The sequence below is a fragment of the Salipaludibacillus sp. HK11 genome, from assembly GCF_047795645.1.
Taxonomy (GTDB): Bacteria; Bacillota; Bacilli; order Bacillales; family Salisediminibacteriaceae; genus Salipaludibacillus.
In genome coordinates, this window is record NZ_CP181045.1 from 4,241,456 (window position 1) to 4,254,057 (window position 12,602).

Consider the following 12,602-nt stretch of genomic DNA (forward strand, 5'->3'; position numbering starts at 1 on the left):
CTCGAAGGAGAAATGACAAGCGATTTAGCAGACTTACATTCCCGTGGCATGAAACAGAGAGGGGTGGGGAAGATGATTACAAGGAATTTCTTCTTATATTTATCGAATAACAAGTTTGTGAAATCAAAAGCTACCAAATGGGGGCCAAAATTCGGTGCGAGATCAATCATTGCTGGAGAGACAATTGATGAAGCTATCAATACTGTACGAAACCTAAATGAACAGGGGATGAGTGGGACTGTCGATCATTTAGGCGAGTTTGTAACAAGTCGTGAAGAAGCACTAGAATCTGCGAATTTCTGTATACGTACACTCGAAGCTATTGCAGAATCAAAAGTTGATTGTCATTTATCTTTGAAACTTACTCAACTTGGCTTGGATGTTGATAGGAATCTCTGTCGCGACAACATGATGAGAATTTTGGAGACAGCCGATAAACACAAGATATTTGTGCGGATTGATATGGAGGATTACGCTCATTTAGATGCTACGTTAGAAATATTGCATGAATTAAGAGAAAGTTTTGAAGGTGTAGGGACGGCTATCCAAGGATATTTATATCGGGCAGAAAAGGATACGCGTGATTTAAAAGGAGTAAACTTACGGTTGATTAAAGGTGCCTATAAGGAGTCTCCTGATGTTGCATATCAAAACCAAGAAGAAGTAAATCGAAACTACTTGAATATTATAAAGGCACACTTGTTAAGTGGTAGTTATACAGCAGTTGCAACACATGATCATCGAATCATTGATGACGTCAAAGCATTTGTCATCGAACATGGTATTAGCAACGACAAGTTTGAATTTCAAATGTTATATGGCTTCAGACGTGAACTCCAAGTGAAAATCGCCAAAGAAGGATATAAAATGAGGATCTATATCCCCTTTGGAAATGACTGGTTTGCCTTCTATATGAGACGGCTTGCCGAGCGCCCGCAAAATATTTCCTTCGCGTTAAGAGGGTTAATTTGAAAATGACCGTATTTTTTAAATATCAATCCTATCCTTAACAGCGTCATTTAAATAAAACCCCTGAGAGCGTTAAATATATTGTACAATAATATTTTCGAGAGATTTCGTGAACCAGCTAGAATAATAACATACGGTTAAGAAAAGTAGAGGTGAAGAAGTTGAAAAAGAAGGTATCAATTATTGGAGTCCCTATGGACCTTGGTCAAACTCGACGTGGAGTTGATATGGGACCTAGTGTAATCCGTTATGCTGGAGTTGTTGCAAGACTTAAAAATATAGGATATGAAGTGGAAGATCAAGGGGATATTTCTATTGGTCGCCCATATGAATTGGACGTAAAAAATGAAGAGAATTTAAAAGATTTAGATGTTGTTGTGAAAGTAAATCAAACATTGGCAGATTCGGTTACGGATGTCATAAAAGCAGGCAATTTCCCTCTTGTACTAGGGGGAGACCATAGTATCGCAATTGGAACTTTAGCTGGGGTAGCTGATAAAAAAGAAAACCTAGGAGTGATTTGGTACGACGCTCACGGTGATTTGAATACAGGAGAAACATCACCTTCAGGTAACATACACGGAATGCCTTTATCAGTAAGCCTTGGAATTGGACATCCGAGTTTGACGGAAATTGGTGGCTATGCGCCTAAAATCAAACCAGAAAATATTGTTATTATTGGTGCTCGATCTTTAGATGAGGGAGAGCGTGAGCTTATTAAAGAAAAGGGCATAAAAGTTTTTACGATGCATGAAATTGACCGGTTGGGAATGAGCAAAGTGATGGAAAAGGCGATTGAACATGTCTCAAAAAATACAGACGGCGTTCATTTAAGTCTAGATTTGGATGCGCTTGATCCAATTGATGCCCCAGGTGTTGGGACTCCAGTTATGGGAGGGCCAAGTTACCGAGAAACCCACTTAGCGATGGAAATGTTAGCAGAAAAGGGAATTGTTACATCTGCTGAATTTGTAGAAGTGAACCCTATTCTCGATACAGAGAACAAAACGGGAGAAGTAGCGGTTGGATTAATCGGTTCATTATTTGGAGAGAAACTGCTTTAAAAAATAGTTGTATGTATTTAAATACTCGAAAAAACAAAAGCCATTCAGGAGTTCCTCCTATGAATGGCTTTTGTTGTCGTACTTACATTCAAATTAAATAGTGCATTAAACTCGTTGCGATTCCAAAATAAATTAATAACGAAAAGATATCATTAAGTGTTGTGATTAAAGGTCCTGAAGCGATTGCGGGATCTATTCCTACTCGAAATAATAAGAGAGGGATGACAGTTCCGGCCATCGTTCCAATAATTAATGTCGCAAGTAAGCTGAGACCTACGACTAACCCAAAAACGAGAGATTGCTGCCAAATCATAGCAATCATGAAGACGAGCAGTCCACAGACAATTCCAATAATAATTCCAACTTTGAACTCACGCCAGACTAATTTTAAAATTGTTCCTCGATCCGTTTCGTTGGTAACGAGTCCACGAACGACGACAGCTAGTGATTGAGTCCCTGTATTACCTGTCATTCCAGCGATCATTGGCATGAAAAAGATCAAAGCAACGACTTGATCTAATGTATCCTCAAAGCTATCTAAGATCGTGCCTGAGATGAGTCCGATGAATAACAGTAAAATTAACCACGGTAATCTTCGGTATGAAGCAACGACAGCTTTTGTTTGAAAATCAATGTCCTTACCTGAAGCGGATAATTTCTCAATATCTTCTTGTGCTTCATCGAGAAATACATCAATAACGTCATCAACAGTGACAATTCCTTTTAACACATTATGTTCATCCACAACTGGAGCGGCGAGAAAATCGTACCGTTGTATAAGCTGGGCAACCTCTTCTTGGTCCATATGAGTGTGAACTGAAATGACGCGGTTAAACATAATATCATTAATTTTTTCATTCATATCTGCAAGCAACAAATCACGATATGAGACAACTCCAACTAACTTTTTGTTCTCATCAATGACATATAAATAATAAATATTTCGCGTTAACTCGGCAAAACTTTTGAACTTATCAATCGCATCACGCACAGTATAATAATCACGAATCCAAACAAATTCGTTGGTCATAATACCGCCGGCGGTTTCAGGAGGATAGCTCATTAAATGTTGAACAGTTGTGGACTCGACTGTCTCCATAGCGGAGAGGTATTCAGCTAACTTTGCTTCTGAAATTTCATTTAGTAAGTCAGCTAAGTCATCGTTATCCATAATATCCATGATTTTTGAAGAGCGTTCAATCCCGAGTTTTTCAAGGACCTCTTTTTGCATATCAGACTCTAGTTCCATCATTAAGTCAGCGATGTCTTTAGAAGTTATAAAAGTAAGAAATTTAAAGTGATGCTTTTCTGGAAGCGCACGATAAAGTTCTGCCAAATCGTATGGATGAAGCTCTTCGGTCATCTCTTGAAGGGCACTTTTTTTCTGTTCTTTCATAAGTTTTATTGTCAATACCGTTAATTTATCTGTATCCATTCAAGACCACCTTCCGATATAATATTATCTTCTCATACATTAGGATTTTTCGAATACTCATGAATTGTTGACTCTGCACTTATTGTACTTACTCTTAATGTATACCCTATTATAACAAGAACATGTGGAATGTTTTAGATATAAAATAGAAACTTGAGGAGGGGCAAATAAATCGTAGCTATGAATATATGGGGGATAATTATATATAAAGGCTGCCCATGGTGGCAGCCTTTTTTATTTTTAACGGATTAAATTGTTAAATGTTGGTGAACCAGGCGGTGCATTGTTAATCATATCGTATATTGGAATAGTATAAGCAAATAAAATGAGTGCGATGGCGATGCCGATCCATAGTTTCCAATTTTCAAGAAAAGCTGGAGTGTTATGCGTATCATCTGGATCAGGTGTCATTGGAAATTCTGTGACGCCTTTAGGTGCAAACCACGCTAAGTAGACAAAGTTATAAAACATTAGAAATCCAGCCGCTGTCAAAATGACACCTCCAAGTGCCACAGTAATGTGACTGGCGAAAATCCCTTCAAACCAAGCTAAGGCTTGGGGATGGTCCTGATAGGTTGTATATGCTGTTCTTCTTGGAGCGCCGTATAATCCCATAATATGCATGGCACCAGACATAAACATCATGCCGATTGTCCATAGCCAGGTTGTTACAATACCAGATCGATTCATAAACTTTGTTAATCTTCGTCCCGTGATCACGGGGATCAGCCAGAAAGCCATTCCGAAGAATGTTAAGACAACTGTAGTTCCAACGGTAATGTGAAAGTGTCCAACAACCCACATAGTATTATGAATGACCGCATTTAATTGGAAACTAGCGTTAATTAAACCACCAGTACCAGCGGGAATGAAAATAAGCATTCCCATAAAAGGAGCAAAAAATCTAACATCGCCCCATGGGAGTTTCTTCAACCATCCGAATATACCTTTCCCACCTTTCTCCCGTCCTGTTTGCTCAAATGTAGCAAAAATCGAGAACGCAGTTAATAAAGATGGAACAACGACCACAAAGGTCAGTATCGTTTGAATGTATTTCCAAAACTCCGTTATTCCTGCTTCCATTAATTGATGATGAAAACCGACAGGAATAGAAAATAATAAGAATAACACGAACGCAAGACGAGCTAGAGATCCACTGAAAAGTCGTCCACCGATGACCTTAGGAATGACAAGATACCAAACCATGTAAGCTGGCATAATCCAAAAGTAGACGAGTGGGTGTCCAAAATACCAGAAAAGTGTTCTACTCAATACAACGTTAATTTCATCTGTCATTCCGAGCGACCAAGGAAGCAATTGTCCTAAGACGGTAGCAGCAACCCCTAAGCCGGCAACGATCCATAGAATAATTGTTGCAGTTGCCATAAATCCAAAAAGTGGTGTAGGGGTTCCAGGGTTTTGTTTCTTCCACTTAAAATAGTGAGCCATGATCGAGGCCCCGGCTAACCAAGTTCCTACAATAAACAAGACTAATCCGATGTAAAAAATATAATGAGCTTGTAAAGGAGCATAAAAGGTATAAAGTACCGATGCTTCATTCGCTAGGATCATCGTTGCTGCCATCACCGTACCAACTGTGGTAAGCCAGAATCCTGCCCATCCAAGTTTTCTTAACCCATCCGAAAAAGGACCGTGAGTTTTACTCATACCAGCAAAAAAGAACCCAAAAATAATATAAGTTGTAAATACTAGTGCTAATAAAACGCCATGAGCTGTAAGGATTTGATAATACGTAAGCCAACTTGGCAGCTCGATCAGCCCACCTCTTGCAAGACCTTGAAGCAGCCCGCCTAAAATACCGAGAAGAAATGCAAAGAAAGCAATGACGATGTGATAAAAAGCTAACTTTCCATCTTTCGGAGAAACGTGAATCTCTGGATTCGAAAAATCATCTTTTACTGCTAAATTAGATTGTGTCATTTATGGTGTCACCTCAATTTTCATTTGCATGTAATGATGTCCTGTACCGCAGTACTCATTGCATAGAACTAAGTACTCGCCTGGTTCAGTAAAAGTATGTTCTATCATATTGACATGGCCTGGAGTTATCATCATATTGACGTTAGTCCCAGGAATTGTGAAGCTATGAACGACATCTTGGCTTGTCACTTCAAAGATGACTGTTGAGCCAACAGGAACCTCAATTGTGCCTGGATCATATCCAAACGCCATTGCTACAATTCTTGCCCGGTACGTATCTTCGTCAAGTTGTTCTAAACCTGGTTCAGAAAAAACCGAACCTTCTAAGTTTTGAGAGTCAAGCGTATGCATATGGCTTGGTGGTTGTTGACCGAATGCAAAAGCCGCTATCCCCAAAACGGCTAAGAACAACACTAATGAACCAATGCCAAATAGTAGCCAAATTTTTTCGTATTTGTGTAAATGCATCGAATAAGTCCCCCTTTTGTTACGCTCTTGCTAAAAATATATAAAAAATGGCAAACCATGATACTAAGATAAATCCCCCAAGGAACAAAACGAAAACTAGCGTTCCTTTTAAAGAAGAAGCTTCTTCCTCTTTTGTTGATGGTTTATGATGTTTTTTTAGTTCCGTTTGACTCATGTGAACCCCCCCAATATTTTTCCTGAATGATAATAATATTCGTTTGTAATTTCTATACTATAAGAAGAATGAGGTGTGATGAAACGCAAATTGTGAAGGTTTAGTGAAATGTTCTAAAAAGTGGAATTTACACTATTTACACTGTGTTTACATAAATAATTCATCTGTAATTTTAGTAAAGGAAAATAACAAACTTATTAGACATATTTGTTTCAAAATTATTTTGACAAGGTTATGAACATCGTTGACGTAAAAAAAACGGATGTGCTATAATTAATCTATAATGAAAATCATTCTCAACTATTGACGATTTCTAACTAAAAAATAGAGTGAAACATATATGAAGAAGGCTTGACTATTCAAAGACTTTCTGGGAGGTAGGAATGATGAGTTTTATTCAATTAGAGAATATTTCTAAATTTTTTACGGGCGGAGAAAATCCAGCGGTTAGCTCGTTATATTTAGAAATTAATAAAGGTGAAATAATCACTTTACTCGGACCAAGTGGTTGTGGGAAAACAACGACGTTACGCATGATTGCCGGTTTTGAAAATCCGTCAGGTGGAACAATTCAGATTGACGGGAAAGAAGTATATAGTGATAGTCATTCCCTCCCTCCAGAAAAACGAGGCATTGGTATGGTCTTTCAGGACTATGCTTTGTTTCCGCATATGTCTATTTTGAAAAATGTCATGTTTGGGTTAAATAAATGGAATGCAAGAGAGAAGAAAAAGCGTGCAAAAGAGGTGTTGGAACTTGTAGGTTTGGAGGATTACGGAAATCGTTATCCTACAGAGCTTTCTGGTGGACAACAGCAGCGTATCGCATTAGCAAGGGCATTAGCGCCGAGGCCACATGTTGTGTTAATGGATGAACCTTTTAGTAATTTAGATGCAGGATTGCGAGAGAAAATGCGATATGATGTGACAAATATTTTAAGAAAAGCTAATACAACGGCGATTATGGTTACTCACGATCAAAAAGATGCATTTGCTGTGTCGGATAGAGTCGTTGTCATGAATAATGGACTCATTCAACAAATTGCGGCGCCAAAGGAAATGTATCGTTGTCCAAAAAATTGTTTTGTCGCGCAGTTTGTTGGAAAGACAAACTTGTTAACAGGGACGATGGACATGGATCTAAAGAATATTCACACACATATAGGGAAAGTTTCTTTGCCAACGAAATGGCAAGAACACTTAGACACAGTGAAACTCTCGATTCGTCCTGAAGGTTGTCGTCTGTCTGATGAAGGTGCCTATTGCGGACAAGTAGAACGTGTTACTTATAGCGGAGAATACCAAGAGCTTCATGTGCGACTTCATAATGAACCAGAACTTTCGCAAGAACCAATGCTGCTTTATGCACCTGTTGAACAGGATGTCGAGCTAGGGGCTATTGTTTCATTTGATATTAAACCGGAACTAGTCGCCTTAGTAGAGTAGGTGAGTAAGCAACTATCTCGATTGTTTCGGGTGAGTTGCTTTTTTATTGTTCAATTTTAAAGTCCAGACGATAATCTGTACTTATTAATAATTATTACAAATAACAATTGAAATGTCAAAACATTTTAATACTTTTTGTTGACAAAATTATTAAAGGACGGTAAAGTTGGTTAAGTTGATAATGATAATCGTTTTCAACTAAACATATTATAGATGGAGGAATATTTTATGAAGAAATTACTTATGTTCATGGCTTTATTAATTTTATCTTTAGGAGTCCTTGCTGCTTGCGGGGGAAATAACAACAATTCTGAAACAGAGAATAATCCTGAGACAGATAATGAAGTAAACGATAATAACAATGAGGTAGAAAACAACAACGAGGAAGAAAATACCGAAGAAGCGGCTAATAATAATCAAGAAGAAGTGGAATTAGATGGCGAACTTGTAGTATACTCAGCACGTAATGAAACTTTTGTACAGGCGCTATTAGATAAGTTTACCGATGAGACAGGCATAGAAGTATTAGCTCTACATGAAGCAGATCCTCTGCAAATTCAAGAGGAAGCTGGGAATGTTCAAGCGGATGTATTCATTTCCAATGATTTAGGTGCATTAGAATATTTAAATCAACAGGACTTACTTGAAGGGTTTGAACCTGAAAATGTTGATAGCATTGATGAACAATACCGTGCAGACAACAATGAGTGGGTTGCAATCTCTGCAAGAGCACGTGGATTTATTTATAATAAAGACATGATTTCCGAAGATGAAATGCCAACGAAAATGGAAGATTTATTTGATCCGGAATGGTCAGAAGTGGACAATGGCTATGCGATTACTCGTGGAGGAAACGGCGGGATGATCGGAAATATCTCTGCATTACGTTATGAGTGGGGTGACGACCGAACTTCTGAGTGGATCACAGCTATCCAAGACGAAGAGACAGGAGCAGCTGGAATTTTCCAAGGACACGGAGATATACGCCGAGCAGTAGGTGCTGGAGAGCATGCTTTTGGTTTGGTTAATAACTACTATTACCATCAACAACTAGAAGAACCAACAGATAATAATGTTGGCTTTATTTACACGGATCAAGGTGATGGAGAGATGGGTGCTATCGCTAATGCAGCGGGACTAGGAATGGTAGCTGGTGCTCCAAACCAAGAAAACGCAGAGGCGTTTATTGAGTGGGTATTGCAAGAAGAAAATCAATTAGCATTTGTGGGTGAATCATTAGAAGTTCCGATCAACACGGAACTCGATCCTCCATTCGAAGAAGCAGTTCCTTTTAGTGAGTTGCATGTTCAAGATATGCCGCTTAAAGAACTTGGTAATTACTTTGAGGACACTAAAACTCTTATTGAAGATTCTGGATTAGACTTAGAATTAAGGTAGTTTGAATTATATACTTTCGGGGTTATCGTAAGACTTAATCGCGGATTAACTTATATTTTTGGCAGTAACCGAAGTTTTTTAGGAGCGGACATATGAAGCAGGACAATGAGAAAGAAAACAAATTAAATATTCAACAAAATGCCGAGGTTGGGGATAAAAAATCCCCAACCATTCTCCGTTATATTAACCGGAAATGGTTAGATATCTGGAAGGGGAATCCCCCGGGTTCGGTATTACTTCTTATTGGCCTATTTGTTGCACTTATTATGTCTTTACCTATTGGGTATGTTATTTGGCGATCAATTTTTGCAGGTGCTGATAGTTGGATGCGCCTCATGGGAGATCGAATTCCACGACTCCTTTGGGATACTTTATCGCTGACAGCTGCTGTAACGTTCTTGGCTGTTGTAATCGGAGTCTCCCTTGCGTGGATTGTCGTTCGAACTGACTTACCTGGAAAAAAACTATGGCAATGGCTAATGGCGTTACCTTTAGTAATCCCTCCTTACGTAGGGGCTGTTACATATATTATTGTTTTTGGACCGAGCGGATGGGTGTCTCGCTTCTGGAGAGACTCTACCTGGTTAACAAATAATTTCGGGGATTTTCCAATTAATATCTATTCGTTTTGGGGCGTGTTTTTTGTCTTAACGATGTTCACGTATCCATACGTATTTTTAATCGCAAGTGCCTCTTTGAAAAAAATGAATCGTAATTATGAGGAAGTGGCCAGATCTCAAGGGATGTCTACAGCTCAAATATTTTTCAAGGTTAATTTACCATTATTAAGACCTTCTATTGGGGCAGGAGCTATTCTGATTTCGCTCTATGTATTGTCAGATTTTGGTGCAATTGCGATGTTGCGGTATGTCACGTTTACAGCAGCGATTTATTATCAGAGGGCGGGATTTGACATTCCTTCGGCTTCGGTGCTTAGTTTAGTATTGATTTTATTAACAATCATGATTTTATGGATCGAGTCTTACACAAGAAAGAAAAATAAATTCTATCAAACGTCGAATACTTTCAAGGAACCAGATACACTTTCTTTAGGGAAATGGAAGCCTTGGGCGCTTATGTTTGTATTCTCTGTATTTACTATTGCTGTCGTATTACCTATTGCAGTTCTCGTCTATTGGACGGTAATCGGAGCAAGTATGGGGACGATTGATGAACGTTTCTTCGGTTTCGCATGGAACAGTATTAAAGTCTCTGGGTTAGCTGCGCTATTTTGTATGGCCTTAGCAACGCCAGTGATATATTTGAAATCTCGGCATCCTTCCGTTATTTCACAAACGATTGATAAGTTAAGTTACGCGGGATACGCTTTGCCGGGTGTGATTGTCGCTTTAGGCATGGTATTTATTTTTAATAATCATATACCAGCACTCTATAATACCTTTTATATGATTGCGATTGCTTTTGTAGTGAGATTCCTGCCTCAGGCCATGCAGGCAGGAGAAGCTTCATTGAGCCTAGTTTCCCCTAGAATGGATGAAGCGGCTAGAAGTTTGGGTTATCCAGCTTGGAAAGTCCTGATTAAGGTTATTATTCCAACAATAATGCCTGGTATTTTAGCTGGTGGAGCGCTCGTATTCGTGAGCTCAATTAAAGAGTTGCCAGCAACATTAATGCTCAGGCCACCTGGATTTGATACGCTTGCTGTTAGAGTCTATTATGAAGCTTCTGAAGCGATTTATCATCAGGCAGCACCAGGGGCTTTGCTCATTGTACTCGTATCGATTATTCCGTTACATTACTTATTAAGAAAATATTAATAAAAAGCGGCGTCTCTTCTTGAGAAGAGGCGTCTATTTGTTTTGAGGAATTATTTTAAAAAATGGATGATATGAGATGGGTGGAGCACATTTTGGAAAGGGAAGGGTTACGAGTGGAGGGTGTTTGATCCCTTTGGTGAGTCAATTTGGGAAGGAAGGATCGCAAGACAAGAGGAGGCGAGTTGCGCCCCAAGGCGAGAGGATATGGAAAGGAAGGGTAACAAGAAGGAGCGTCTTGTGTCCCATGAGAGCTATTTCTGGAAAGGAAGGGTCACAAGAAGAAGCAGCTTGTAACCCATGAGAGCTATTTCTGGAAAGGAAGGGTCACAAGAAGGAGCGTCTTGTGCCCCATGCGAGCTATTTCTGGAAAGGAAGGGTTACAAGAAGGAGCAGCTTGTGACCCTTGCGAGCTATTCCTAGAAAGAAAGGGTCACAAGGAGAGGCAGCTTGTGACCCTTGCGAGCTATTTCTGGAAGGGAAGGGTAACAAGAAGGAGCGTCTTGTGACCAATGAGAGCTATTCCTGGAAAGGAAGGGTAACAAGAAGGAGCAGCTTGTGACCCTTGCGAGCTATTCCTGGAAAGGAAGGGTAACAAGAAGGAGCGTCTTGTGCCCCATGTGAGATATTTCTGGAAAGAAAGGGTCACAAGAAGAGGCAGCTTGTGACCATTGCGAGCTATTCCTAGAAAGGAAGGGTAACAAGAAGGAGCGTCTTGTGCCCAATGAGAGCTATTTCTGGAAAAGAAGGGTAACAAGAAGGAGCGTCTTGTGTCCCATGAGAGCTATTTCTGGAAAGGAAGGGTAACAAGAAGGAGCGTCTTGTGCCCAATGAGAGCTATTTCTGGAAAAGAAGGGTAACAAGAAGGAGCGTCTTGTGCCCCATGCGAGCTATTCCTGGAAAGGAAGGGTCACAAGAAGAGGCAGCTTGTAACCCATGCGAGCTATTTCTGGAAAGGAAGGGTAACAAGAAGGAGCAGCTTGTTGTGCCCGCATGTGAGATATTTCTGGAAAGAAAGGGTCACAAGTGATTTCGTCTTGTTGTTCCCCTAAAAGGGTGACACAACAAAAAAGTAGCAAACGACATGTCGTCTGCTACCTATTAATTCATTATTAATACAATTGTGGTAGTAAAAAGGTTGATACGAACCAGAAAAACGCAATCATTATTGCTAAAGCGCCGACAATATAGAAGACCAAGTATTTTTTAAGTTTAGCCCTTCTCTTCCAACGGTTTGGGTCGAAACCGATATTGTCTGGATCATGAATAGGTCTTTGCTGCTGAAATTGTCGAACGCCTGTTAGAACGAGTGGTGCTATTACCATACCAGAAATCAATCCAAAGATGTGAGCAAGAATATTAATTCCAGGGTTTATGAAAGTCATAATAACACCGAGCACGACGATCGTCATCACTAATTGAGAGTTTGCCTGGTCGATTAAATCTTTTCGGACAAGCACCATATAGACATAGATGCCGAACAAACCAAAAATTGCTCCAGAAGCACCTAGGTGACTGCGAAGATCATCTCCTAAGAAAAAATAGGCGATATTAGCTAATATACCTGTAGATAAATAGGCGATAATAAATCTCGTTCTGCCGAGCATCGATTCCAATGCAGGGCCGAACAATACGAGTGAAAATGAATTAAATAACATGTGCATAAGTCCACCATGTAGAAATATTGGAGTAATTATTCGCCAATACTCCCCCATCGCAATCATGATATTTTGCCCTACACCTAAAAAACGAATTTCTTCTCCTCCCAAAAAGGGGAACCAGTCTAACCATATATAAAAAAAGATGTGAATGAGTACTAGTGTTGTGACGACTTTATATGACTTGATAAAACTTTCAAAGCTTTCGTTTCGAATGAACATGGTTGAACACCTCTTCTTCAATAAGTCCTTTCATTTTAGCATATGATCTAAT

10 protein-coding genes are annotated in these 12,602 nt (G+C 39.4%); 5 read left to right on the plus strand and 5 right to left on the minus strand.

What is annotated here, in order from left to right; genetic code table 11:
* The first annotated feature begins 72 nt into the window (after positions 1–72).
* Together ACM26V_RS20155 and rocF are read left to right on the plus strand one after the other, a co-directional pair.
* Positions 73–972, plus strand: coding sequence for a proline dehydrogenase family protein (locus ACM26V_RS20155; RefSeq protein ID WP_416148575.1), 900 nt, complete (start codon positions 73–75; stop codon positions 970–972).
* 191 nt (positions 973–1,163) lie between these two features.
* Entirely contained in the window at positions 1,164–2,033 is an 870-nt protein-coding gene (gene rocF / locus ACM26V_RS20160; protein WP_416151927.1) for an arginase, read from the plus strand.
* Positions 2,034–2,121: 88 nt separating this feature from the next.
* Here the strand turns inward: rocF and mgtE are convergent, their stop codons facing one another.
* The 4 genes from mgtE to ACM26V_RS20180 form a co-directional block, all read right to left on the minus strand.
* Positions 2,122–3,468: a magnesium transporter gene (mgtE, locus tag ACM26V_RS20165; protein WP_416148576.1), complete on the minus strand. Its 1,347-nt coding sequence runs from the start codon at positions 3,466–3,468 to the stop codon at positions 2,122–2,124.
* A 240-nt stretch (positions 3,469–3,708) separates the two neighbouring features.
* The gene (locus ACM26V_RS20170) at positions 3,709–5,409 is read right to left on the minus strand and encodes a b(o/a)3-type cytochrome-c oxidase subunit 1 (RefSeq protein ID WP_416148577.1); all 1,701 of its coding nucleotides are present in this window, start codon (positions 5,407–5,409) and stop codon (positions 3,709–3,711) included.
* Positions 5,410–5,877 carry a cytochrome c oxidase subunit II gene (locus ACM26V_RS20175; RefSeq protein ID WP_416148578.1) on the minus strand — a complete coding sequence of 156 codons (468 nt, stop codon included), beginning with the start codon at positions 5,875–5,877 and terminating at the stop codon, positions 5,410–5,412. It lies immediately after the preceding gene.
* Between the two features lie 19 nt (positions 5,878–5,896).
* Entirely contained in the window at positions 5,897–6,052 is a 156-nt protein-coding gene (locus ACM26V_RS20180; RefSeq protein WP_416148579.1) for a cytochrome c oxidase subunit 2A, read from the minus strand.
* A 386-nt stretch (positions 6,053–6,438) separates the two neighbouring features.
* Here ACM26V_RS20180 and ACM26V_RS20185 point away from each other — a divergent pair, with 386 nt between their 5' ends.
* From ACM26V_RS20185 to ACM26V_RS20195, 3 genes are all read left to right on the plus strand, one after another.
* Positions 6,439–7,497 (plus strand): ABC transporter ATP-binding protein, encoded by a 1,059-nt coding sequence (locus ACM26V_RS20185; protein WP_416151928.1) that lies wholly within the window; start codon positions 6,439–6,441, stop codon positions 7,495–7,497.
* A 228-nt stretch (positions 7,498–7,725) separates the two neighbouring features.
* On the plus strand, positions 7,726–8,895 hold the full coding sequence (locus ACM26V_RS20190; protein WP_416148580.1) for an extracellular solute-binding protein: 1,170 nt from the start codon (positions 7,726–7,728) through the stop codon (positions 8,893–8,895).
* A gap of 92 nt (positions 8,896–8,987) precedes the next feature.
* Entirely contained in the window at positions 8,988–10,673 is a 1,686-nt protein-coding gene (locus ACM26V_RS20195) for an ABC transporter permease (protein WP_416148581.1), read from the plus strand.
* A 1,109-nt stretch (positions 10,674–11,782) separates the two neighbouring features.
* On the opposite strand, the gene ACM26V_RS20200 is transcribed toward ACM26V_RS20195, so the two are convergent.
* The gene (locus ACM26V_RS20200) at positions 11,783–12,550 is read right to left on the minus strand and encodes a rhomboid family intramembrane serine protease (protein ID WP_416148582.1); all 768 of its coding nucleotides are present in this window, start codon (positions 12,548–12,550) and stop codon (positions 11,783–11,785) included.
* Between the last annotated feature and the right edge of the window lie 52 nt (positions 12,551–12,602).

Coding starts and splice junctions, on each gene's coding strand:
- ACM26V_RS20175 (WP_416148578.1), bottom strand. CDS start 5,877: ATGCATTTACACAAATACGAAAAAATTTGGCTACTATTTGGCATTGGT.
- ACM26V_RS20185 (WP_416151928.1), top strand. CDS start 6,439: ATGAGTTTTATTCAATTAGAGAATATTTCTAAATTTTTTACGGGCGGA.
- ACM26V_RS20155 (WP_416148575.1), top strand. CDS start 73: ATGATTACAAGGAATTTCTTCTTATATTTATCGAATAACAAGTTTGTG.
- ACM26V_RS20190 (WP_416148580.1), top strand. CDS start 7,726: ATGAAGAAATTACTTATGTTCATGGCTTTATTAATTTTATCTTTAGGA.
- ACM26V_RS20170 (WP_416148577.1), bottom strand. CDS start 5,409: ATGACACAATCTAATTTAGCAGTAAAAGATGATTTTTCGAATCCAGAG.
- ACM26V_RS20195 (WP_416148581.1), top strand. CDS start 8,988: ATGAAGCAGGACAATGAGAAAGAAAACAAATTAAATATTCAACAAAAT.
- ACM26V_RS20200 (WP_416148582.1), bottom strand. CDS start 12,550: ATGTTCATTCGAAACGAAAGCTTTGAAAGTTTTATCAAGTCATATAAA.
- mgtE (WP_416148576.1), bottom strand. CDS start 3,468: ATGGATACAGATAAATTAACGGTATTGACAATAAAACTTATGAAAGAA.
- rocF (WP_416151927.1), top strand. CDS start 1,164: ATGGACCTTGGTCAAACTCGACGTGGAGTTGATATGGGACCTAGTGTA.
- ACM26V_RS20180 (WP_416148579.1), bottom strand. CDS start 6,052: ATGAGTCAAACGGAACTAAAAAAACATCATAAACCATCAACAAAAGAG.